Annotated in this window: 17 protein-coding genes and 1 pseudogene; 11 read left to right on the top strand and 7 right to left on the bottom strand. The window is 69.2% G+C overall.

Annotation, left to right across the window (positions count from 1 at the left end):
* Window positions 1–4 precede the first annotated feature (4 nt).
* Window positions 5–1,981, bottom strand: coding sequence for an FAD-dependent monooxygenase (locus AB0333_RS02675; protein WP_366217227.1), 1,977 nt, complete (start codon window positions 1,979–1,981; stop codon window positions 5–7).
* Window positions 1,982–2,124: 143 nt separating this feature from the next.
* On the opposite strand from AB0333_RS02675, the gene AB0333_RS02680 reads away from it, so the two are divergent.
* The 6 genes from AB0333_RS02680 (at window position 2,125) to AB0333_RS02705 (ending at window position 6,311) form a co-directional block, all read left to right on the top strand.
* Window positions 2,125–3,033, top strand: a complete 909-nt coding sequence (locus AB0333_RS02680) for a MarR family transcriptional regulator (RefSeq protein ID WP_366217228.1) — start codon at window positions 2,125–2,127, stop codon at window positions 3,031–3,033.
* Between the two features lie 62 nt (window positions 3,034–3,095).
* Window positions 3,096–3,482 (top strand): glycine cleavage system protein GcvH, encoded by a 387-nt coding sequence (gene gcvH / locus AB0333_RS02685; protein ID WP_366217229.1) that lies wholly within the window; start codon window positions 3,096–3,098, stop codon window positions 3,480–3,482.
* A 67-nt stretch (window positions 3,483–3,549) separates the two neighbouring features.
* Entirely contained in the window at window positions 3,550–4,011 is a 462-nt protein-coding gene (locus AB0333_RS02690) for an FHA domain-containing protein (RefSeq protein ID WP_366217230.1), read from the top strand.
* A gap of 142 nt (window positions 4,012–4,153) precedes the next feature.
* The gene (locus AB0333_RS02695) at window positions 4,154–4,840 is read left to right on the top strand and encodes a MerR family transcriptional regulator (protein WP_366217551.1); all 687 of its coding nucleotides are present in this window, start codon (window positions 4,154–4,156) and stop codon (window positions 4,838–4,840) included.
* A 10-nt stretch (window positions 4,841–4,850) separates the two neighbouring features.
* Window positions 4,851–5,423 carry a bifunctional nuclease family protein gene (locus tag AB0333_RS02700; RefSeq protein ID WP_366217231.1) on the top strand — a complete coding sequence of 191 codons (573 nt, stop codon included), beginning with the start codon at window positions 4,851–4,853 and terminating at the stop codon, window positions 5,421–5,423.
* Window positions 5,424–5,708: 285 nt separating this feature from the next.
* A complete protein-coding gene (locus AB0333_RS02705; protein WP_366217232.1) occupies window positions 5,709–6,311 on the top strand; it encodes a MerR family transcriptional regulator in 603 nt (200 codons plus the stop codon).
* Window positions 6,312–6,512: 201 nt separating this feature from the next.
* On the opposite strand, the gene AB0333_RS02710 is transcribed toward AB0333_RS02705, so the two are convergent.
* Window positions 6,513–7,358: a ParA family protein gene (locus tag AB0333_RS02710; protein WP_366217233.1), complete on the bottom strand. Its 846-nt coding sequence runs from the start codon at window positions 7,356–7,358 to the stop codon at window positions 6,513–6,515.
* A gap of 261 nt (window positions 7,359–7,619) precedes the next feature.
* Between AB0333_RS02710 and AB0333_RS02715 the strand changes: the two genes are divergently transcribed.
* Window positions 7,620–11,063: a pyruvate carboxylase gene (locus tag AB0333_RS02715; RefSeq protein ID WP_366217552.1), complete on the top strand. Its 3,444-nt coding sequence runs from the start codon at window positions 7,620–7,622 to the stop codon at window positions 11,061–11,063.
* Window positions 11,064–11,124: 61 nt separating this feature from the next.
* The gene (locus AB0333_RS02720) at window positions 11,125–12,555 is read left to right on the top strand and encodes a mycothione reductase (RefSeq protein WP_366217234.1); all 1,431 of its coding nucleotides are present in this window, start codon (window positions 11,125–11,127) and stop codon (window positions 12,553–12,555) included.
* A 3-nt stretch (window positions 12,556–12,558) separates the two neighbouring features.
* Here AB0333_RS02720 and AB0333_RS02725 read toward each other — a convergent pair whose 3' ends face one another.
* Entirely contained in the window at window positions 12,559–14,376 is a 1,818-nt protein-coding gene (locus AB0333_RS02725) for an AMP-dependent synthetase/ligase (RefSeq protein ID WP_366217235.1), read from the bottom strand.
* 246 nt (window positions 14,377–14,622) lie between these two features.
* Here AB0333_RS02725 and AB0333_RS02730 point away from each other — a divergent pair, with 246 nt between their 5' ends.
* Entirely contained in the window at window positions 14,623–15,723 is a 1,101-nt protein-coding gene (locus AB0333_RS02730) for an ROK family protein (RefSeq protein WP_366217236.1), read from the top strand.
* Window positions 15,724–15,751: 28 nt separating this feature from the next.
* On the opposite strand, the gene AB0333_RS02735 is transcribed toward AB0333_RS02730, so the two are convergent.
* The 3 genes and pseudogenes from AB0333_RS02735 to AB0333_RS02745 form a co-directional block, all read right to left on the bottom strand.
* Window positions 15,752–16,240, bottom strand: a complete 489-nt coding sequence (locus AB0333_RS02735; RefSeq protein WP_366217237.1) for a hypothetical protein — start codon at window positions 16,238–16,240, stop codon at window positions 15,752–15,754.
* A complete protein-coding gene (locus tag AB0333_RS02740) occupies window positions 16,237–17,025 on the bottom strand; it encodes an alpha/beta fold hydrolase (protein WP_366217238.1) in 789 nt (262 codons plus the stop codon). Before AB0333_RS02740 ends, AB0333_RS02735 begins: the two co-directional genes overlap by 4 nt.
* A gap of 41 nt (window positions 17,026–17,066) precedes the next feature.
* A pseudogene (locus AB0333_RS02745) lies at window positions 17,067–18,388 on the bottom strand (IS701 family transposase).
* A gap of 123 nt (window positions 18,389–18,511) precedes the next feature.
* On the opposite strand from AB0333_RS02745, the gene AB0333_RS02750 reads away from it, so the two are divergent.
* Window positions 18,512–19,210: a lysophospholipid acyltransferase family protein gene (locus AB0333_RS02750; RefSeq protein ID WP_366217239.1), complete on the top strand. Its 699-nt coding sequence runs from the start codon at window positions 18,512–18,514 to the stop codon at window positions 19,208–19,210.
* A gap of 44 nt (window positions 19,211–19,254) precedes the next feature.
* Complete coding sequence (locus AB0333_RS02755; RefSeq protein WP_366217240.1) at window positions 19,255–20,658, top strand: class II 3-deoxy-7-phosphoheptulonate synthase; 1,404 nt, start codon at window positions 19,255–19,257, stop codon at window positions 20,656–20,658.
* Between the two features lie 351 nt (window positions 20,659–21,009).
* Here the strand turns inward: AB0333_RS02755 and AB0333_RS02760 are convergent, their stop codons facing one another.
* Entirely contained in the window at window positions 21,010–22,152 is a 1,143-nt protein-coding gene (locus AB0333_RS02760; protein WP_366217241.1) for an IS110 family transposase, read from the bottom strand.
* Window positions 22,153–22,250: the final 98 nt, after the last annotated feature.

The following is a 22,250-nucleotide window of genomic DNA, read 5'->3' on the forward strand; positions in this document are numbered from 1 at the left end:
AGGCTCAGCCCTGATCTACGCCCTGATTGAGCATGAACGCGGCAAAGAAGTCCGCCAACTCGGTGTGGGCTTCCAACGGGAGGACCTGGGCGATGTACTGGTCCGGGCGGACGACCACGAGGGCGCCCCGCTCACGGTCGATGCCACGCAGGTCGTAGATGTCCTGGGTGGCGTGTAGGCCGGGGACGTTCCCCAGGAGGCGGCCAGTGGTCCTCTCGGCGGAGAAGACCTTCTCATAGTCGCGGAGGCCGAACCTGCCCTTGGCCGGCAGGAGCAACGGCGGCAGGACGTTCAGGTCCACGGAATGGTGCTCCTGCTGGAAGATCGCCCGGACATCGAACACGGCGTCGTCCGCGGCCCCGGACGGAGTGAAGCGGCGGAGGGGAGACTGCTCGGAGGTGTCCAGGAAATCCAGCAGGGCGCCGAGGGCCGAGGCCTCGGATCCGGCGGCCGCGGCGTCGCCGAACGCGTACAGGCGCCAGCGGCCGTCCGCCTCGTGCACGTGGCCCAGCTGCGTCGGCTTCGCATCCGCCACGCGGACGACCGGTGCGGAGTGGAACCGGGCCCCGACCTCGAATCCGGGAGCCAGAGCCTGATACTCCGTTCCCCCCGTCAGGAGGGAGTGCTCGTACACCGTGGACAGCCCGGCTGTGAACTTTCCGCCGGCGACGAAGTGCGCCTCGACGTCGTTCGCGGCGACGCCCCCGGACTCCGGGTCGTTCGGGTCGGAGACCTTGGAGCCGATCATCTTGGACCAGCGCTTGTCGAAGTCGATGAGTTCCCGGGCGATCTTCTGCCGCTCGCCGGAGTAGGTGGCCAGCAACGACTTCGGTGAGCGGCCCTGCAGCACGGCGGAGAGCTTCCAGCCCAGGTTGTAGGTGTCCTGCATGGACACGTTCATGCCCTGCCCCGCCTTGGCGGAGTGCGTGTGACAGGCGTCCCCGGCGATGAACACCCGCGGGTCCAGGGATCCGACGCGTTCTGCCGGCACGTCATCGAAACCGTCCGTCACCCGCTGACCGACCTCGTACACACTCCACCAGGCCACATCCTTGGCCTCCAGCGTGTAGGGGTGCAGCGCCCGCTGGGCGGCAGCGAGGATGTCCTCGAAGGTCGTGCGCTCGCGGACGCTCCGGTCACCTTCGGGAAGGTCACCGAGGTCCACGTAGTAGCGCACCAGGTTCCCGCCCTCGCGGGGGATCTGGAGCAGGGAACCGGACGCGGACTGCATGACGGCCTTCTTGCGGACGTCCGGGAAGTCGGTGACCGGGAGGATGTCCATCACGCCCCAGGCATGATTCTGGGCGTCGCCGTGCAGAGACCGTCCGATCGAGGTCCGGATGACGGAGCGGGCACCGTCGCATCCGACGACGTAGCGGGCCCGGACGGTGCGGGTGGTTCCGGTGCCCTTGCCGTCCTGGTCCGTGACCTCCAGGTTGACCGTCACCGGTGCCTCGGGGTCCTCCGGGATGTCCACGCCGAGGGCCTTGAACCCGTAGTCGACCTCCAGCCGGGACGCGGACTTCGACGCCTTGGCCAACAGCATTTCCTGCATGCGGGCCTGGTTGACAATCACGTGCGGGAACTCGCTGAGACCGTCCGCGACGTCCTGGATCTGGCCGGTGCGCGTGATGCCCCCGCGGTCCTGGGAGGACGGGGACCAGAACGTGGTCTCGTTGACCCAGTACGCCTCGTCCAGCAACGAGGTGGCCAAGCCGAAGGCGTCGAACATCTCCACGGTGCGGCAGGAGACACCATCGGCCTGACCCACGGGCAGCGGACCCTGGCGCCGCTCCACCACGCGGGTGGTGATCTCCGGGAACTCGGCCAGCTGGGCGGCCAGAACGGTGCCGGCCGGGCCGGTGCCGACGATCAGGACATCGACCTCCTCCGGCAGGGGGCCCTGCCCGGCATCACGGCCGGGGGCGGCCGGCTCGATCGTGGGATCTCCGTAGCGGTAGCCGTCCAGGTGGTATTGCATGGGACTCCTTCTTCTCCAACATCGACTAGATCATCCGTGTACTGCATGATTCTGTCCTGATCCTAGCGCAAGCTGGTGATGTGAACCACAGTATGCTGGAAAAAGCTTTTCATCCGTGTACTGAACATTTGGGGGAGACCCGTATGGATTCGACGGTCCTCGTGGGGCATCAGCTGCGCCGGTGCCACCAGGTGCACCACGCGCTGTGGGCGGACGCCGTGGGCGGATTGCTGACATCGCCGCAGTACTCGGTGCTGTTCACCGTGGCCGCGGCCGAGGAACCCCTGGACCAGCTGTCCGTCGGGCGGGCCGCTGGGCTGGACCGGACCACGGTGGCCGGGGTGATCCGCCGTCTGGAGGGGCAAGGGTGGTTGCGGCGGGAGCGTGACCCCACCGATGCGCGGCGGCATGTCATCACCCTGCCCGTGCCCGCCGCGGTGGCTCTGGAGGGATTGACGCCAGCCGTCCGCACGGTGCAGGAGCGGCTGATGGCGCCCCTGTCCGCCGGTGACCGTGACTGGCTCCGGGGCCGGCTCGTGGACCTCGCCGGTCAGCCCGACGCGGCGGGCACGGCCGGCGCTCCGGGTGCGCCTGGGGTGCGCCCAACGGAGGGGGACCGGCGTCCCGGCCACCTGATCCGGCTGGCCCAGCAACGTCACACGGTGTTGTGGGCCGACGAGCTGGGCGGGCTCATCACCGGCCCACAGTTCGCCGTCCTGCTGGCCCTGGCCACGTCCGGCCCCGCCGGTCAGGGCACCGTGGGCGGACTGGCCGCCCTGGACCGGTCCAGTGCCTCCGATGTGCTGCGTCGCCTCGAGGCCCGGGGCTGGACGGCGCGCAGCCCCGATCCGGACGACCGGCGCTCGCGTCTGGTCTCCCTGACGGCGGCGGGTCGGTCACTCGTCGGCGAGCTCTGGCCGGCCGTGGAGCGGGTGCAGGAGCGGATCCTGGAACCGGTGTCCGCGCCCGAGCGCGGCCGGGTCGTCGAGGTGCTGGCCGCCGTCGGGAGCCCGCGTCCTGCGGCATTGGCACCCCGCTGCGGAGGCCAGTAGTGTCGTCGGTGTACCGCGAGGCCTGCACGGGCCGGACCTCACACCTGTGATCTGGAGGAACCATGAGCAATATCCCCGAGGGGCTTCGCTACAGCGCCGAACACGAATGGGTCACCGGGCCGGACGCCGACGGTGTCGTCCGCATCGGCATCACCGACTTCGCCCAGGATGCCCTCGGTGACGTCGTCTACGTGGACCTGCCCGAGGTGGGCGCGGAGATCACCGCTGGCTCCACGGTCGGCGAGGTGGAGTCCACCAAGTCCGTCAGTGACCTCTTCGCGCCGGTCTCCGGCACCGTCACGGCCCGTAACGAGACCCTGGACGCCGATCCGGCCACGGTGAACTCCGATCCGTACGGGGACGGCTGGCTCCTGGAGATGACCGTCTCGGACCCCGCACAGGTTGACGGCCTGCTCGATGCGGAGGGTTACCGCCAGCAGGTAGGCTAGTCAGGTCACGAAGCCACCACGACCATCCGGTTCGCCGCGATCGGTCGGACACATCCTCGGAGGAGCCATGTCACAGGACGGGACCCAGCAACCGGACGGCCGGAACACGGGTACCGAGCCGGAGGCGCTGACCACCAGCATCGGGCTGCCCGATCTGGGCTCGTCGCCCGACCGCTCGCTCGACGCAGAGGACCGCGCGGCCATCAACGCCCTGCCGATCGGCTCGGCCCTCCTGGTGGCCCATGCCGGGCCCAACCAGGGTGCACGGTTCCTCCTGGACCAGGACTCGACGATGGCCGGCCGCCACCCCAACGCCGACATCTTCCTCGATGACGTCACCGTCTCCCGGAAGCACGCCGAGTTCCGCCGCTCCGGCGAGGGGTTCGTGATCGTGGACTCCGGCTCCTTGAACGGGACCTACGTGAACCACGACCGGGTCGATTCCGTGGCCCTGCGGTCCGGGATGGAAGTGCAGATCGGCAAGTTCCGGCTCACGTTCTACGCCGGTACCCAGCGCCCCGCCGTCTGAGTCAACCGGCCTATGAGGGCCGGCCCGCCCTGACGACGACCGCCACTTCGACCAACGACCGAGGACATCCGTGAGCGCAGCAGCTTCCCGCCGCCCCCTTTCCGCCGCATCCGCCGCCGCGACCGGAGGCAACCGCGCCGTCATGAACATCGGTGAGGTCCTGGCGGAGTTGAAGGGGGACTTCCCGCAGGTCAGCGCCTCGAAGATCCGCTTCCTCGAGGAGAAGGGGCTCATCACGCCCCGCCGCACCGCGGCGGGCTACCGCAAGTACACCGACGCCGACGTGGACCGCTTGCGCTTCATCCTCGCCCTGCAGCGGGACCAGTACCTGCCGCTGAAGGTCATCAAGGACTACCTCGACGCCGTGGACCGCGGTGAGCACCCCGAATCCCTGCCCGGGGGGCTCACCCTGACCCCGCGGTCGGTGTCCGACCAGCTGGCCCAGGAGTTGGCCGGGCACACCCGCCCGCTCACCCGGGCCGAGTTGCAGGGGATCTCCGGGGCCACCAGCCAGCTGCTGGAGTCCCTGGAGCAGTTCGGCATGGTGTCGCCGGATGAGAACGGGCGCTATTCCGAGCACGCCCTCAAGGCGACGCGGTCCGCCGTCGTCCTGGCCGCCCACGGTCTGGAACCGCGCCATCTTCGTCCCTTCCGGGCCGCGGCCGACCGCGAGCTCGGCCTCATCGAACGGGCCACGGCCTCTCTGGCCACCCGCAAGGACGCCGCCGCCAATGCCCGGATGGCTGATGCCGCGCGGGAGCTCAGTGAGGCCTGCCTGGGGTTGCACAGCGCACTCGTGGCGGCAGCCGTGGCCGATCTGGACACGTGAGGGTGCCAGCATGAACCTGCCGGATGTCGAGATGACAGTCCTGGGCGTGCGAGTCGAGCTGCCCGGGAACCAGCCCCTGGTCCTCCTCCAGGATCCCGGCACGGGCACCCTGGTCCCCATCTGGATCGGGGCACCCGAGGCCAGTGCCATCGCCCTGTGGCAACAGGGGCTCACCCCACCTCGTCCCATGACGCACGACCTGTTGATCGAGGTCCTCTCGGCCACGGGCACCGCACTGGAGTCGGTGCGCATCGGCTCGGTCGAGGACGCCGTCTTCCATGCCGAGCTGATCCTGGACAACGGCGCGCGGGTGGACGCCCGCGCGTCGGACGCGATCGCCTGTGCGTTGCGCGCCGAGGCGCCGGTCCTCTGCGCGGCCGAGGTGCTGGAATCGGCCGGGGTGGACCCGGAACAGGCCGAAGACGGCGACGATGACCCCGAGGACTCCGACGACGGGGTGGACGAGGCTGTCACGGGGGTCACCGGCGCCGCGGAGCGTGATGCGGAGCTCAACCGGTTCCGGGAGTTCCTGGACAACGTGGACCCGGAGGACTTCGCCGACGGCGGCTCCGGCCAGTCCTGATCGCCGGGTCCGCCGCGGAGGCGTGCGGTCGCCGGAGGTGACCGGATGTCCCGAATCCCGCGCCTGACCACCGGCGGCCCGGCGACACGCACGGGGAAGAATGCACGAGGTCTTTGACCGTGGACCCGTCCGGGCATACCGTCGTGTTCAGAGGTTCCACATTGCCTATCGGTCCAATCGCACCGATCGGTGGTCGGGTGCCGGGCCGATGCCCGGCACTGATCGCCGATCCGGGCCGCCGGGCACTTCCTTCCCCAGTGTGGAACCATGACCAGGAGGGTTCCAGTGAGTCCGAAGGGCGAGGCCGGGCAGTCCCCGGATGCGCATCACGAGTCACCCCCGCGCACCCCTGCGCAGGGCATGCTGTTCACCGAAGACCTACCCGTCCTTGACGAGGGCGCCGGCTACCGCGGTCCGACCGCGTGCAAGGCCGCCGGCATCACCTACCGTCAGCTCGACTACTGGGCCCGCACCGGCCTGGTGGTCCCCACCGTCCGGGGCGCCAGCGGATCAGGCACCCAGCGGCTCTATTCGTTCCGTGACATCCTCGTGCTGAAGGTCGTCAAGCGTCTGCTGGACACCGGGGTCTCCCTGCAGCAGATCCGCTCGGCCGTGGAGCACCTGCGGGAGCGCGGCGTGGACGACCTGGCACAGATCACCCTCATGAGCGACGGCGCCTCGGTCTACGAATGCATGTCTGCCGATGAGGTCATCGACCTGGTCCAGGGCGGTCAGGGGGTGTTCGGCATCGCGGTGGGCCGCGTGTGGCGCGAGGTCGAGGGGTCGCTGGCCGAACTGCCGTCCGAGCAACTCCACGCGGGCACCCCCGAAGAATTCCCCGGTGACGAACTGTCCCAGCGGCGCACGCGCCGCAAGTCTGCCTCCTGAGCCTTCAGGCGACGCCCAGTCCTCTGCGCGCCGCGGGTCACCTCCACCGGTGGTGGTGACCCGCACCGGAGGGAACGACGACGGCCCCGCACCTCTCTCGGAGAGGCGCGGGGCCGTCGTCGTGTGTGGTCCTGCGCGTCAGTGGGTGCCGGTCCGCAGACGGCATCGTGAGGGCGTCAGCGGTGAACCAGCGACGGCCTGTCAGTGCCGGCGCTGGCTGCGGCGTCCCTGCGGCCGGTGCAGAGAAGCGAGCAACTCCTCGAAGAGTTCGGCGGATTGGGCCGCCGTTTCCCCGGGCCAGGCGTGGACGGGCCAGGCGGCGCCCTGGATCTGCTGCCAATTGCCCTGTTCGGGGATGGCGACGGGGAGCAGGCGGTCGCCATACATCCGCTCCATCTCACCCAGGCGGAACTGGTGCTCCGTGCTGGCCGGGCGCACGCGGTTGGCGACCACCCCGGTGGAACGGACCCCTTGGGCGTACTCCTTCCGGAACAGGTCGAGCGCCCGCAGGGTCCGCTCTGTGCCCGCCACGGAGAACAGGCTCGGCTCGGCCACCAGCAGGACGTCCGTGGAGGCCGCCCAGGCCATGCGGGTGACACCGTTCAGGGCGGGCGGGCAGTCGATCAGCACCAGGGCGTACTTGGTCACGGACTCCAGCAGCGTGCTCAGCCGCCGCAGTTCACGCAGTCGAGTGGTGGGTCGTTCGAAGAGGGACGTGCGGGACGAGCCGCGCACCACGTCGAGGACCTTGGTCCCACCGTGGACGCCGGCCTCGGCGGCCCCCGCCGTGAGGTCAGGCCAACCGGACGCGATGACGTGATCGGCCAGGCTCACGCGCCGGGGGCGGTCCAGCAGGGTGCCGATGTCGTCTCTGCCCTGGATATCCTGGCCCTGCTTGACGCCGAGCCCCGTGGTGGCATCGGCATGGGGGTCCATGTCCACCACCAGGGTGGGGATGCCCTGGGCCCGCGCCGCGGAGGCCAGTCCGAGGGTGACCGAAGTCTTGCCGACCCCGCCCTTGAGGCTGGAAATGGAGATGATCTGCACGGCGTGGGAATCCTGACTGTGGTGGGGCGCGGTCGGCGAAGGCGGGCCACGACCGATGAATGGCCGGAGGACCAGCCCCTAGTCTAGTGCTGGTCTTCATGTGACGGGCGTCATAGGGCCAGAGCTCCGGCGTGTGCAAAACTTGCGCGTGATGTGAGCCACAACGAGGTAGTTCACCTGAGCGCGACCAGCGCGATAACGTCGGCCGGCAGATCCGCCGGCCACCGAGGAGGTCCCATGTCCCCGAGGACGACCGATGGCATGTTCACCAAAGTGCTGGTGGCCAACCGCGGCGAGATTGCCGTGCGCGCCTTCCGCGCCTGTTATGAGCTGGGGGCCCGCACGGTGGCGGTGTTCCCCTACGAAGACCGGAACTCCATTCACCGGCAGAAGGCAGACGAGGCCTACCGCATCGGTGAGGAAGGGCACCCGATCCGTGCCTACCTGGATGTGGACGAGATCATCCGGGTGGCCACGGAGTCCGGCTGTGACGCCATCTACCCCGGGTACGGCTTCCTGTCGGAGAACGCCGGGCTGGCCCGCGCCTGCGAGGAGGCGGGCATCGCCTTCGTCGGTCCGCCGGCCGACGTCCTGGAGCTGACGGGCAACAAGGTTGAGGCCCTGCGAGCGGCCAAGGCCGCCGGGATCCCGACGCTGAAGTCCTCGGAGCCGAGTTCGGACGTGGACTGGCTCGTGTCCCAGGCCGAGGACATCGGCTTCCCGATCTTCGTCAAGGCCGTGGCCGGCGGTGGCGGCCGCGGCATGCGCCGGGTCGAGACCCCGGCCGACCTGCCGGACGCCCTGAACGCGGCCATGCGCGAGGCTGAGACCGCCTTCGGCGACCCCACCATGTTCCTCGAGCAGGCCGTCTTGCGGCCACGGCACATCGAGGTCCAGGTGCTGGCCGACTCGACGGGGGAGACGGTCCACCTCTTCGAACGTGACTGCTCCATGCAGCGGCGCCACCAGAAGGTCATCGAGATCGCCCCCGCCCCCAACCTGGACGACTCCATCCGTGAGGCGCTGTACGCCGACGCGGTGAAGTTCGCCCGCGCCATGAACTACGTCAACGCCGGCACGGTCGAGTTCCTCGTGGACACGGCCGGTGAGCGGGCCGGGCAGCACGTGTTCATCGAGATGAACCCGCGCATCCAGGTGGAGCACACGGTCACCGAGGAGATCACGGACGTGGACCTCGTGGCCTCCCAGCTGCGGATCGCGGCGGGGCACAGCCTGGACGAACTCGGCATCCATCAGGAGGATTTGCGGATCCGCGGGGCCGCGATGCAGTGCCGCATCACCACCGAGGATCCGTCGAACGGCTTCCGGCCGGATACCGGCACCATCACCGCCTACCGCTCGGCCGGTGGCTCCGGCGTCCGGCTCGACGGCGGCACCATCTACACCGGCGCCGAGATCAGTCCGCACTTCGACTCGATGCTGGTCAAGCTCAGCTGCCGCGGCCGCGATTACCCGACGGCGGTGCGCCGCACCCGGCGCGCCCTGGCCGAGTTCCGCGTGCGCGGCGTCGCCACCAACATCCCCTTCCTGATGAACGTGCTGGATGATCCGAGCTTCGTGGCCGGGGACGTGGCCACCGACTTCATCGACGCCCACCCGGAGCTGGCCCAGGTGAACCGCAGCCAGAACCGCGGTTCCAAGGCCCTGCAGTACTTGGCCGACGTCACCGTGAACCAGCCGCACGGTCCGCGGGTGGACGGGATCGATCCCCGGGACAAGCTGCCGCACTTCCCGGGGGACAAGTCCGAGGAGCCGGACCGCAGTCCCTTTGACGGCCCGTCGTCCATCCAGCCACCGGCCGGATGGCGCCAGGTGCTGCTGGATAAGGGGCCTGAGGGCTTCGCCGCGGAGCTACGTTCCCGCACCGAACTGGCCGTCACGGACACCACCTTCCGCGACGCCCACCAGTCGCTGTTGGCCACGAGGGTCCGTACGCGAGATCTGCTGGCTGCCGCGCCAGCCGTCGCCCACACCCTGCCGGGCCTGCTCTCCGTCGAGGCATGGGGCGGGGCCACCTATGACGTCGCGCTGCGCTTCCTGGCCGAGGACCCGTGGGCCCGGCTGCGGCTGCTGCGGGAGGAGCTGCCGAACATCCCGTTGCAGATGCTGCTGCGCGGCCGCAATACGGTGGGTTATACCCCGTACCCGGTCGAGGTGACCAACGCCTTCGTGCAGGAGGCCGCGGACACCGGCGTGGACATCTTCCGCATCTTCGACGCCCTGAACGACGTCAGCCAGATCGCGCCCGCCATCGAGGCGGTCCGGGCCACCGGGACCGCCGTCGCGGAGGCGGCCCTGTGCTACACGGGCAACCTGCTGGATCCGTCCGAGAAGCTGTACACGCTCGACTACTACCTGGGGCTCGCCCGGCAGATGGTGGATGCCGGCGCGCACGTCCTCGCCATCAAGGACATGGCCGGACTGCTGCGACCCCAGGCCGCCAAGGAACTGGTCGGTGCCCTGCGCAGCGAGTTCGACCTGCCGGTGCACCTGCACACGCACGACACGGCCGGCGGGCAGCTGGCGACGCTGCTGGCCGCGGCGGACGCCGGGGTCGACGCGGTGGACACCGCCGTGGCCTCCATGGCCGGCACCACCAGCCAAGTCCCGATGTCAGCCCTCGTCGCCGCCCTGGAGCATGGAGAACGGGACACCGGACTGGGATTGGACCACGCAGCGGGACTCGAGCCGTACTGGGAGACGATCCGGGAGATCTACCGACCCTTCGAATCCGGGCTCTCGGCCCCCACCGGCCGCGTGTACCGCCACGAGATTCCCGGCGGCCAGCTCTCCAACCTGCGCCAGCAGGCGATCGCCCTGGGACTGGGAGACCGGTTCGAACAGATCGAGAAGATGTACGAGGCGGCCAACGCCATGCTGGGGAACATCGTCAAGGTCACTCCCAGCTCCAAGGTGGTCGGCGACCTCGCCCTCCAGCTGGTCGGCATGGACGTGGACCCAGCCGCCTTCGCCGAGAACCCGCAGGACTTCGATGTGCCGGACTCCGTCATCGGCTTCCTCTCCGGTGAGCTGGGCGACCCGCCGGGAGGCTGGCCGGAACCGTTCCGCAGCCGGGCCCTGCAGAACCGGGGCCAGCGCCGCCCGGAGGCCGAGCTCTCGGCCGAGGACCGCGCGTCGTTGGCCGAGACCGGAGCCCCCCGTCAGGCGACGCTGAACCGGCTCCTGTTCCCGGGCCCCACGCAGGAGTTCGAGGCCAATCGGGACGAGTTCGGAGACACCTCGGTCCTTCACACCCGCGATTGGCTCTACGGCATGGTGACGGGGCAGGAACACGTCATCTCCCTGGGCAAGGGCGTCCGCCTGCTGGCGACGCTGCAGGCGATCGGCGAGCCCGATGCCAAGGGACTGCGGCCCGTCATGGTGACCCTGAACGGGCAGGCGCGCCAGATCACGGTCCGGGACCGGTCCGTGGAGTCGACGGCCCGCGCCGCCGAGAAGGCGGACCCCGCGTCCACCGGTCACGTCGCCGCACCGTTCGCCGGGGTCGTGACGGTCAACGTCGCCGAGGGCGATGCGGTGGAGGCCGGCGCCACCGTGGCCACCATCGAAGCCATGAAGATGGAGGCGGCCATCACGGCCCAGGCCGGCGGGACCGTGTCCCGCGTGGTGCTGGGCGGGACCACCCCCGTGGAGGGTGGGGACCTGCTCCTCGTCGTGGACTGACACCCGGGTCGTCCAGCGAGATCAGGCCAGGGACGGTGCCCATGGACCGTAGTCTGGGACCATGGGCACCGACACCACCTCAACGTTCGACCTGATCATCATCGGCTCCGGTTCCGGCAACTCGCTGGTCACCCCCTACTGGGACGGCCGGCGGGTGGCGATCATCGACGCCGGGGTCTTCGGTGGCACCTGCCTCAACGTCGGTTGCATCCCCACGAAGATGTTCGCCTACCCGGCCTCCCTGGCGGCCGTCCCGGCGGAGTCCGGACGGCTGGGCGTGGACTTGCAGTTCGGCGGGGCGGACTGGGCCGGGATCCGGGACCGGATCTTCTCCCGGATCGATGCGATCTCCGCGGGCGGCTTCCGGTACCGAGACCAGGAGCTGGACCACACCACCGTCATCACCGAGGAGTGCCGGTTCACCGGCACCCGCCAGCTGACGACGGCGAGCGGGCGGGTCCTGGAAGCCGAGACCATCGTGGTGGCCGCGGGTTCCCGGCCGGTGCTTCCTGACGTTCAGGGCATCGACCTGCCACAGGTGCACACCTCGGATTCGATCATGCGGCTGCCGACGCTGCCCGAGACGCTGGTGGTGCTCGGCGGAGGATTCATCGCCGCCGAATTCGCCGCCGTCTTCTCCGGCCTCGGTTCCTCGGTGGTCCAGGTCAACCGCTCCTCGCAGTTGCTGCGCAGCCATGACGAGACGATCTCGGAGCGGTTCACCGAACTCGCCTCCCGGCAGTGGCGGCTCGAGACCGGATGGACCGTGTCCCGGATCGAAGAGACGGAGTCTGGGTGGGTCGCGGTGCATCTGGAGGGGCTGGAGGGCGCCACGATGGTGATTGACGCCGAGGCGGTCCTCGTGGCCCAGGGGCGGACCCCGAACACCGACCGGCTGGACCCGGGCTCCGCCGGCCTGGACGTGCACGGTGACGGCCGGCTGGTGGTGGACGAGTACCAGCGGCTGCTCTCCGGAGGAGCACCGGTACCGGGGCTGTGGGCGCTGGGGGACATCTCCAGTGAGCACCAGCTCAAACACGTGGCCAACCACGATCAGCGGATCGTCTCCCACAATCTGGAACATCCGGAGGACCTGAGGGCCAATACGCTCGGACCGATTCCCTCCGCCGTGTTCACCAGGCCGCAGATCGGGTCGGCCGGACTGACCGAGGCTCAGGCAGTGGCCGAGTACGGCCGTGACCGGATCAGCGTCAAGGTCCAGGAGTACGGCGACGTGGCCTATGGCTGGGCCATGGAGGACACCTCGGGCCTGTGCAAGCTCATCGCCGACCGACAGAGCGGGCAGTTGATCGGGGCGCATCTCATCGGCCATGAAGCCCCGAACCTCATTCAGCTGCTGGTGCAGGCCATGAGTTTCGGCGTGGACGCCCATACGCTGGCCCGCGGCCAGTACTGGATCCACCCGGCCCTGAGTGAGGTCGTGGAGAACGCCCTGCTGGGCCTGGAGGTCCCGGACAGCGGACTCGTGTAGGTCCTACGCGGGTTTGGGCGCCCCGTAGATCTCCTCGACCAGGCCGCCGAAGTCCTCCAGTACCACGTTGCGCTTGATCTTCAGCGACGGGGTCAGCTGGCCGGACTCGATGGAGAAGTCCACCGGTGCGATCCGGAAGGCCCGGATGGACTCCGCCTGGGAGACCGACTGGTTGGACTTGTCCACCACGGACTGCACATGCTCCACCACCACCGGATGGGTGGCCAGTTCCTCCACCGGAGTGTCCGCCGCGATGCCGTGCTGCTGGAGCCAACCCGGCAGGATCTCCGCGTCCAGGGTCACCAGTGCCGCCACGAACGGGCGATTGTCGCCGACCACCACGCACTGCGAGACGAGGGCGTCCGCACGGACCTGGTCCTCCAGGACAGCCGGCACCACGTTCTTGCCGGAGGCCGTGACAATGATCTCCTTCTTGCGGCCGGTGATCGTCAGGTAGCCGTCGTCATCCAGGGAGCCGATGTCCCCGGTGTGGAACCAGCCGTCCACGATCTCCTTCTCGGTGACGTCCGGCCGGTTGTGGTAGGCACGCATCAGGCAGACGCCCTGGGCCAGGATCTCGCCGTCGTCGGCGATGCGGACGCCGTTGCCCGGCAGTGGTTTGCCGACCGTGCCGATCTTCACCGCGCTGGGCAGGTTCACGGTGACCGGGGCGGTGGTCTCCGTGAGGCCGTAGCCCTCCATGATGTTGACACCGATGCCGCGGAAGAAGTGTCCCAGGCGGGCGCCGAGGGGGCCGCCACCGGACACGGCATGCGCCACCTGCCCGCCCATGGCATCACGGATCTTGCCGTAGAGCAGTTTGCCGAAGAGTGCATGCTTGGCGCGCAGCATGAGGGGGACCTTGCCATCGGACAGGGCTTTCGAATAGTCGATGGCGGTCTGTGCCCCGGCGGCGAAGATCTTCCCCTTGCCGCCGGTCTCCGCCTTCAGCTGGGCCGAGTTGTAGACCTTCTCGAAGACGCGGGGGACGGCCAGCAGGAAGGTCGGCTTGAAGGACTGCAGGTCCGGGACCAGCTGCTTGATGTCCGAGGTGTGACCCACCTTGGCGCCAGCGGCCAGCGCCAGCACGGAGATGAAGCGGGCGAAGACGTGCGCCAGGGGAATGAACATGACGGTGCTGGAGCGGGGGTTGACGATCCCGGCCAGGTCGGTCCCGAGCGCCTGCAGGCTGAGCTCGGCGAAGTTGCCGTGGGTGAGCTCACAGCCCTTGGGCTTTCCGGTGGTGCCCGAGGTGTAGATGATGGTGGCCAGATCGGGCAGGTTGGCGGCGGTGCGGCGAGACTCCATGACGTCCTCGTCCGGCCCCCGGGCTGCCAGGGAGCGCAACTGGTCCAGTCCGTCAGCCTCGATCAGCCAGCTGTCCACCAGGGGGTCGAGCTGTTCCTGACGGATGGCCGTCTCCACCACGGCGCGGTGGCGGGCTGTCTCGCAGACGACGGCACGCACGTTGGCATCCGAGACGATCCAGGCCACCTGGCTGGGGGAGGAGGTCTCGTAGATGGGGACCGTCACCGCCCCGGCGTACCAGATGGCGAAGTCCACGAGGGTCCACTCGTAGCGCGTGGGGGACATGATCCCGATCCGGTCCCCGGCCTCGAGCCCGGCGGCGGCCAGGCCACGGGCTAAGGTGCGGACATCCTCATGGAAGGCGGAGGAACTGACATCGGTCCACTGGCCGGGTGAGGTCTGACGGGCGAACAGTGGCCGCTGGGGATCAGCGAGGACCTGCTGTTCGAGGAGATCGGTGATGTTCGTCTCCTGGGGGACCTGGACCGTGGGAGGGGTAATGTATTCCTTCAACGTGCGCTCCTGGTGCTTGGCGGTGCCGCTGTGTGGCGATGTGGCGCTCTTCGGTGCCGACCGGCCCGGGCGGGGGTGCCCGGGGCTTTTGACCTTACAGGACAAGCCCGGAACCGGTGTGGCCTGTACCACAATCGTGATCATACTACCCGTCGGTAACCGGCGGCGCGACGCCGCACCGTGTCGGTGGACCGGGAGCACCGGTTGGGCCGGGAGGCCGGGCGGGTGACCGAAGGGGGTCTGGACGTGGCTGACGAGGATCGAGCTGTCAGTACACCGGTCGCCGCGGCCATCGGCCTGGACGTGGGCGGGGGCGCCGTGAAGGCAGGAACGGTGGTGCTGACCGCCGGCGGGACACTGACCGGGACGGTCCTGCCGGGTGGCGGAGGCTCCGCGATCGAGGCCGCCGAGACCCGGGTCGAACACCAGGTCGAATCGGACGGAGACGCCTTGTCCGCCCTGTGTGCCGCCATCGCCCGGGACCAGTACGGCGGCCTCCGCTCCCGCTGGCCCGGCCTCCCCGTGGTGTGGGGCGTGTCCGCCGCGGCCTGGATCGATCCGCCCAGCGGTCGGTCGGTGTTCAGCCCGCACCTGGCCGGCTGGCGGGACCGTGCCCTGCCGCAGGACCTCTCCCGGGCGCTGTCCGGCCTCACCGGGCTTCCCCTGGCACCCGGAGAGTCGAGCGGTCACGCATCGACGACGGTACGGGTGCCTTCGGTGATCAACGACGCCGACGCGGCGGCCTGGGCCGAGGCCCGCTTGGCGCCGTCTGCCGCGGGCCCGGACCGGATGGTCCTGGTGGCCATCGGCACCGGGATCGGTGGTGCACTGGTCCGGGACGGCGCCGTGGACATCGGCGAGCACGGCATGGCCGGTGAGTTCGGGCATATGACCATGGACCCGGCCGGCCCACCGTGCCCGTGTGGCAATACCGGCTGCTGGGAACTGCTGGTCTCCGCCGATGCCCTGGCGGCCCGTGCCGGACGGGCCTCGGCGCGTGCCGCCATCGACGACGCCCTGGCCGGAGACCCGGTCTGCCGAGACGCCGTGGCCGTCACCGGCCGGTGGCTCGGCCGCGGCCTGGCCACACTGGCAGCCGTCCTGGATCCGGGACGGTTCGTCATCGGCGGGGGTGTGGCCGCCGCAGGGGAGTTCCTGCTGGGACCGGCGCGAGAGGAATTGGCCCGGCACCTTCCCGGCGGACGACGCCGTCCTCTGCCGTCGGTCTCGGTCGCGACCTTGGGCAATCGGTCCGGATGGGTGGGGGCAGCGGGCGTTTCGCTGGAACGCGCGGGCTGGCCCGTGTGGTCGCTGTCATCCGGGCCAGTCACCTCGCCGGCATGGTAGTCCGCCACCGCGGAACCCTGCCGGGACCCTAGACCTGGGCGCCGTCGTCGTTCCAGGGGTCACGGCGATCCTGGTCCCGGGGCAGGGACAGGAACAGGCCGACCGCCCCGGCCACGAAGGCGGCGATGAGGACCGTGACGATCACGCCGGGGATGCCGGGCCAGAAGAGTGCGGCCAGCAGCAGTGCCGCCGGGCCGCCGATCAGTCCGACCACGCTCAGGACCATGGCCGGGCGTCCCGTCGCCAGGGCAGGCGGGTCGGGCGGGACGAAGTCACCCTCGTCCTCATCGTCGACGGTGTAGTCCCGCGGCCCCCACGCCGGTGTCTCGGCGAAATATGAGGCGAGGTCGGGCCGCTCCGCCGTGGGCGGTTCGAGGGCGGGCCCGGACGGCTCGATCGGGCCGAAGCCCTCGACGATCTGTTGCCACTGGCGGTCGATCTCGGCCTGGTCCTCGTGCTCGCGGTCTCCTTCGCCGTCGTGCTCGTGACCGTGAGATCCATCCCGGCGTTCCGTCATGACAGTCCTTCCCGGAGCCGGGAATCCACGGTGGCGGACATGAAGGCGATCGACTCGTCGTGGATGAGGCCGGCGTCCCAGTCCAGGGTGGCCACGTGATAGCTGTTGTACAGCGGGCGGACCGTCAGCAGGCCTGGCTCCAGCCCGCGCCCCAGGGTGGTCATCGAGGAAGGCGCAACCACGTGGTCGGTGGTGGAGCGGAACGCCAGCACCGGTGAATCGATGTCCGGCAGGGCGCGACGGGCCGCCGCCTGCACCGCGCCGATCTGGCGTACGCCGGCCAGCGGGGTGCGGGGATAGGCTCGTTCGTCCGCATCGGGGCGCACGGTGTCATTGGCAATGGGGGCGGCGGTGCGGACGGCGAGACGGAGCAGCCCGGCCAGGGGTGCGGCCGCGGAGGCGAACCGCAGGGCCGGGTTCACGACCACGGCCCCCGCGACCGGCCGGTGGGCGGCGGCGTCGAGGGCGAGGGCGCCGCCCATGGACAGTCCTGCCACGAACACGTGCTCGTGGGTGGCGAGCAGGTCATCGACGGTCTGACGGGCGGTGGCACGCCAGTCCGCGGCGGTGACACGTTCCAGGTCCTCCCACCGGGTGCCATGGCCGGGCAGCAAGGGTACCTCGACATCGGCCCCGGCCTGTGCGAGGGCCTTGGCCCACGGGGCCACCGAGAACGGGCCCGAGGTGAAGCCATGGAACAGCGCAACGGCGGTGGAGCCGTGACCGCGGGCCAGAACGCCGTCCGGGGCGCCGCCCAGGGACATCGGCCTCTGCAGGGGATCCATCACGCCAGCCTAGCCGCCATGGTGGCTCCATACTCCTAGTACTACAGTCGCGTTTGTAGAGGATGTCCGCGGGCCTGGTAGTGATGGTATTGGGCGCGTTGTTGGTGTCGTCGGCGCCACAGTGATCGCTGTAGGGTGTGGTCCGGTCGAGGCGGGGGAACCCAGAGGAGGGTCGTGATCAGATGCCTGATCTCCGGCAGCGTCAAGGCGATCAGCTCCCCGTCACCGGGCCCCCTTTTTTGGACCGGATCACGGTCAGGAAGGCGTGGGCGAGCATGGACAGCGTGATGTGCCGGTACCAGCCTGTGTACTGACGCACCTGATAGTGGTCCAGTCCGGCTTCGCCCTTGGCCGTCTGGAAGGTCTCCTCGATGGCCCAGCGAGCCCCGGCCACCCGCACCATCTGATCAAGCGACACCCGCTTGGGCGTGTGGCAGAGGTAGTAGGCGATGTCTTCCGGGTCGGCCAGGGAGCGCCGGGCCAGTAGCCAGTGCTCGGCGTTCTCGTCGTTGGGCCCTTTAATCCGGACCCTCGCCCACCCGTAGCGGCGCTGGCCCTTGGAGCCCTCCCCGGCCGAACGGGTCCGCCAGGACCGGCCGGACAGCGCGGTGACGAGCTCATCGGCGCGGACCTTGGCACCGAGCCGGCCGGTGGCGGCGATGACGCGCTGGTTCGACGGAACGGCCAGCACGTAGTGCACCCCCCGGTCCTCCAGGCCTGCCCGCAGCCCGGCGTGCTGGCCGTAGACCGCGTCCCCGGTCACCCACTTCGCCGGGACCCCGGCGTGAAGGGCCCGGTCGATCATGGTGGCAGCCAGTTCCGGCTTCGTCGCGAAGGCCCGATCGGCGGGGATCCCGGCGGCCGCGCACCGGTCGGCGTCCTCGGTCCAGGCCTTGGGCAGGTAGAGCTCGCGGTCCAGGAATGTGCGTCCGGCCGGTGCGGTGTAGGTCAGGAACACACCGATCTGGGCGTTCTCGATCCGCCCGGCGGTGCCGGAGTACTGGCGGGCAACCCCGGCCGAGCGGAAGCCCTTCTTCAGGAATCCGGTCTCGTCCACGACCAGGATCCCCTCGTCGTCGCCCAGGTGCCTGGCCACGTAGGAGGCCAGGTCGTCGCGGACCCCATCGGGATCCCAGTCCGTGGTCGACAGCAGCCGCTGCATGGCATCCGGGGTTCCCTGCCCGGCCCGTTCGGAAAGGGTCCAGGAGTTCTTGCGCTCGGCCTGCGAGAGCAGGCCCTGCAGGTAGTCCACGGCGTTGGCCCGCGGCTCGGACCGGGCGAACCGGGGCGCGATAAGCTCCCGGACCTCCTCCAGCCCCTCTGCCCATTCCCTTACCTCGGCCACACAGATATCCTCGTCCATGGCCAATGATTAACACGACCCGGACCGAGAACCCGGTTAAAACGCCGACAAGGCAGGAAATAAGCGCGACTGTAGTACTAGACTGGTGCCGGTCCGCACCGTCTGAGGAGAGGTTCACCTTCCGTGTTCTATTGGTTCGCCAAGACCTTCGTGGTGGCACCCGTGACGAACCTCCTGTTCCGCCCCTGGGTCAAGGGGCTGAACAATGTGCCCGAGGAGGGGGCGGCCATCCTGGCCAGCAACCATCTCTCGGTGTCCGACTCCATCTTCATGCCGGCCCAGTTGGATCGGCAGGTGCACTTCCTGGCCAAGAAGGAGTACTTCTCGGGCAAGGGACCCAAGGGGTGGATCACCCGCAAGTTCTTCGAGGCCACCAACCAACTGCCCATGGACCGCGCCGGGGGCAAGGCCTCGCTCGACTCGCTCCGGTCCGGCCTCGAGGTGCTGCAGGACGGCAAGCTCCTCGGGATCTATCCGGAGGGCACCCGCAGCCCGGACGGACGGTTGTACCGGGGCAAGCTGGGCGTGGCCAAGCTCGCCCTGAACGCCCGGGTTCCCGTGGTGCCGATTGCGATGATCGGCACGGACAAGGTTCAGCCCATCGGCCGCACCATCCCCAGCATCCGCCGCGTGGGCATGATCTTCGGCCAGCCCCTGGACTTCTCGGAGTACTACGACCGCGCGGGCGACCGCTTCGTGGAGCGGCAGGTCACCGACCAGATCGTGGAGGCCATCCGGCGGCTCTCCGGCCAGGAATACGTGGACGTCTATGCCGCCACCGTGAAGAGCCAGCCTGCCGCGGACGCACCGGACGCGCAGTAGGTCACAAGCACGCATCCACGGCCCGGGTTCCGTACCCTGTAACCATGATTTCGGATCCCACCACAGACTTCCCGGCCTTCGGCTCAGCCCAATCCAATGGCGCGGCCGACTATCCCGGCCTGGATGACTGGCGGTCGAAGCCGGTGTCCCAGCAACCCACCTGGGAGGATCCGGCCGAGTTCGAGTCCGCCATGGCGGAGCTGTCCTCCGCCCCGCCGCTGGTGTTCGCCGGTGAGGTGGATGTGCTCCGCACCCAGTTGGCCGCAGCCGCCCAGGGCGAGGCCTTCCTGCTCCAGGGTGGTGACTGCGCCGAGACCTTCGCCGGCGCCACGGCCAACAAGATCAGTGCCCGGGTCAAGACCATTCTCCAGATGGCCGTGGTCCTGACATACGGTGCCTCGCTGCCGGTGGTGAAGATGGGCCGGATGGCCGGCCAGTTCGCCAAGCCCCGGTCCTCGGACACCGAGACCCGGGACGGCGTCACCCTGCCGTCCTTCCGCGGCGAGATCGTCAACGGATTCGACTTCACCCCGGAGTCCCGGCGTCACAATCCGCAGCGCATGGTCCAGGCCTACAACACCTCCGCCGCCACGCTGAACCTGGTCCGCGCCTTCACCCAGGGTGGATTCGCCGACCTGCGGTCCGTGCATGCCTGGAACCAGGGTTTCATGAAGAATCCCGCCTACTCCCGCTACGAGGAGCTCGCGGGCGAGATCGATCGTGCGGTGCGGTTCATGGACGCCGCGGGTGTGGACTTCAGTGCCCTGCGTCGCACGGACTTCTTCACGGCCCACGAGGCGCTGCTGCTGGACTACGAACGGGCCCTGACCCGTATCGACTCCCGCTCCGGCCTGCCGTACTCGACCTCCGGGCACTTCCTGTGGATCGGCGAGCGGACCCGTGACCTGGACGGCGCCCATGTCGAGTTCCTCTCCAAGGTCCGGAACCCGATCGGCGTGAAGCTCGGGCCCACCACGAGACCCGAGGACGCTCTGGCGCTCATCGACAAGCTCGATCCCGAACGCGAGCCGGGCCGGCTGACCTTCATCACCAGGATGGGTGCCGGCAGGATCCGGGAGAACCTGCCCGCCCTGGTGGAAGCGGTCCGGGATTCCGGAGCCCAGCCGCTGTGGGTCACCGACCCGATGCACGGAAACACGGTCACCGCCGCCAACGGGTACAAGACACGCCGGTTCGACGACGTCATGGACGAGGTGCGTGGCTTCTTCGAGGTCCACCGAGCCGCCGGGACGTACCCGGGAGGTCTGCATGTGGAGATGACCGGTGACGATGTGGCGGAGTGCCTGGGCGGTTCTGACCCGATCGATGAGTCGGCCTTCGCCGACCGCTACGAGACGCTGGTGGACCCGCGGCTGAACCATCAGCAGTCCCTCGAGATGGCGTTCCTGGTCACCGAGGCGCTGTCCCACCCCGACCGCTCGGTCTAGAGCAGGCGGACGTCCGCGTGGGACGGACGACCTGCCGACGGACCACCGGATGACTGATATGTAGCTTCGTTTGTCAAGTGGCAGAGAAGAACGGCTCCGGACCAGTCGGTGTCCGGGGCCGTTCTTCATGTACCGCTGCGGTGGTGGGGCGTAGGCGCGTCTTGTCGACGACAGGGTCAGACTGATATTCGCGGGTTGGGTACCGCATGACGATTGTTCGGCAGGAGCATTCCGAGGTCTAGAGTCGGGCGTCGCCGGGACCGGGGTCTCGGTTGTCCATAGTCAGGTCTCGGGTTGGCTCCACGTGCTGCCTCATCGCCCCACGCGGTCCGCAGGGTACGTTCAGGGGGTTCAGGCCGCGTTCATCGCGGCTCCTTCCGGCACCGGCCAGGCCTTGTCCTGGACGGCTTGTTGTAGCGGTGCGGCGACCGACCAGCACCAGCCGGCCAGTTCCCGGGCGATGGCGGTGTTGGCCTTGGTGCGCAGCTTGTCTCGGGCGTTGAACCGCTCCCAGGCCCGGTGCAGACGCCGGTTGCCCTCCAGCGCCCGGATCCGGGTTGCCGAGTCCACGAGCTGGAGCTGGCGCAGCAGCCTGGTCCCGGGGCGTCTGAACGGCCGGTCGTGTTGCCAGGCGGCTTCCACGAGCAGGCGCCGGGCGTAGGTGTTGCCGGCCTTGGTGATCGGGCCCTGGGCCCGAGAGGCCCCGGAAGAGTGCTCGGAGGGCACCAGCCCCAGGTAGGCGCCGATGGACGATCCGGTGAAGCGGGTCCAGTCGCCGATCTCCACGGCGAGCCCGTAGGCGGTGGTGATGTCGATCCCCCGGAAGCACATCAGCGCGTTGATCACCTGCGCATACTCGGAGTTCTTGGCCTGTTCGGTGATCTCGGCCTCGAGCCGCTTCAGATGCTGCATCAGCAGCACCTGCTGCTCGAGGTAGGACTCGAGGGTCGATGCCGTGGCCGTCGAGTCGAAGCGTTGCCGGCCCAGCCAGGCAAGGTGTGGGCTGGTCCACCGGCTCTTCTCCGGGTAGTGGAGTCCGTGGCGCAGCAGCAGCGAGTTGATCCGCTGCCGGCAGTGGGCCAGGTCCTTCGCCGCGGCCATCCGGGCTCGGGAGAGGTCCCGCAGCCCTTCCTGGCCCAGGGTGGGAACCCGCACCTGGGTGATCTGGCCCAGCGAGAGGATCCTGGCCAGGCCCATCGCGTCGCGCTTGTCCGTCTTAACCCGGTCGCCGGGGGCGCGCAGCAGTTTGGACGGGGCCGCGACCACACAGTCGATGCCGTGTAGGCGCAGGTGCCGGGCCAGCCCGAAGCCGGTAGGTCCGGCCTCGTAGACCACTTGCAGATGCTCGGGGTCGAAGCGTTCCAGCCAGGCGGTCACGGCCACCGGGTCGCAGGCCATCTTGTCCCGGACGATCTCGCCGGTGGCCGTGTCCAGGGCACAGGCGACGACGTTCTGAGCATGCACATCCAGCCCCACATAAGTACGATCGAACATGTCGGGACCTCCCAAAGATTCAACTGTGGCACTACCAGTCAATCCCCGTCACCGGGCGACCGGGAAGGGAAGCACGGCCGGCAACCCACGCAATGTTG

This window comes from Citricoccus sp. NPDC079358 (genome assembly GCF_040702545.1).
Lineage (GTDB): Bacteria > Actinomycetota > Actinomycetes > Actinomycetales > Micrococcaceae > Citricoccus.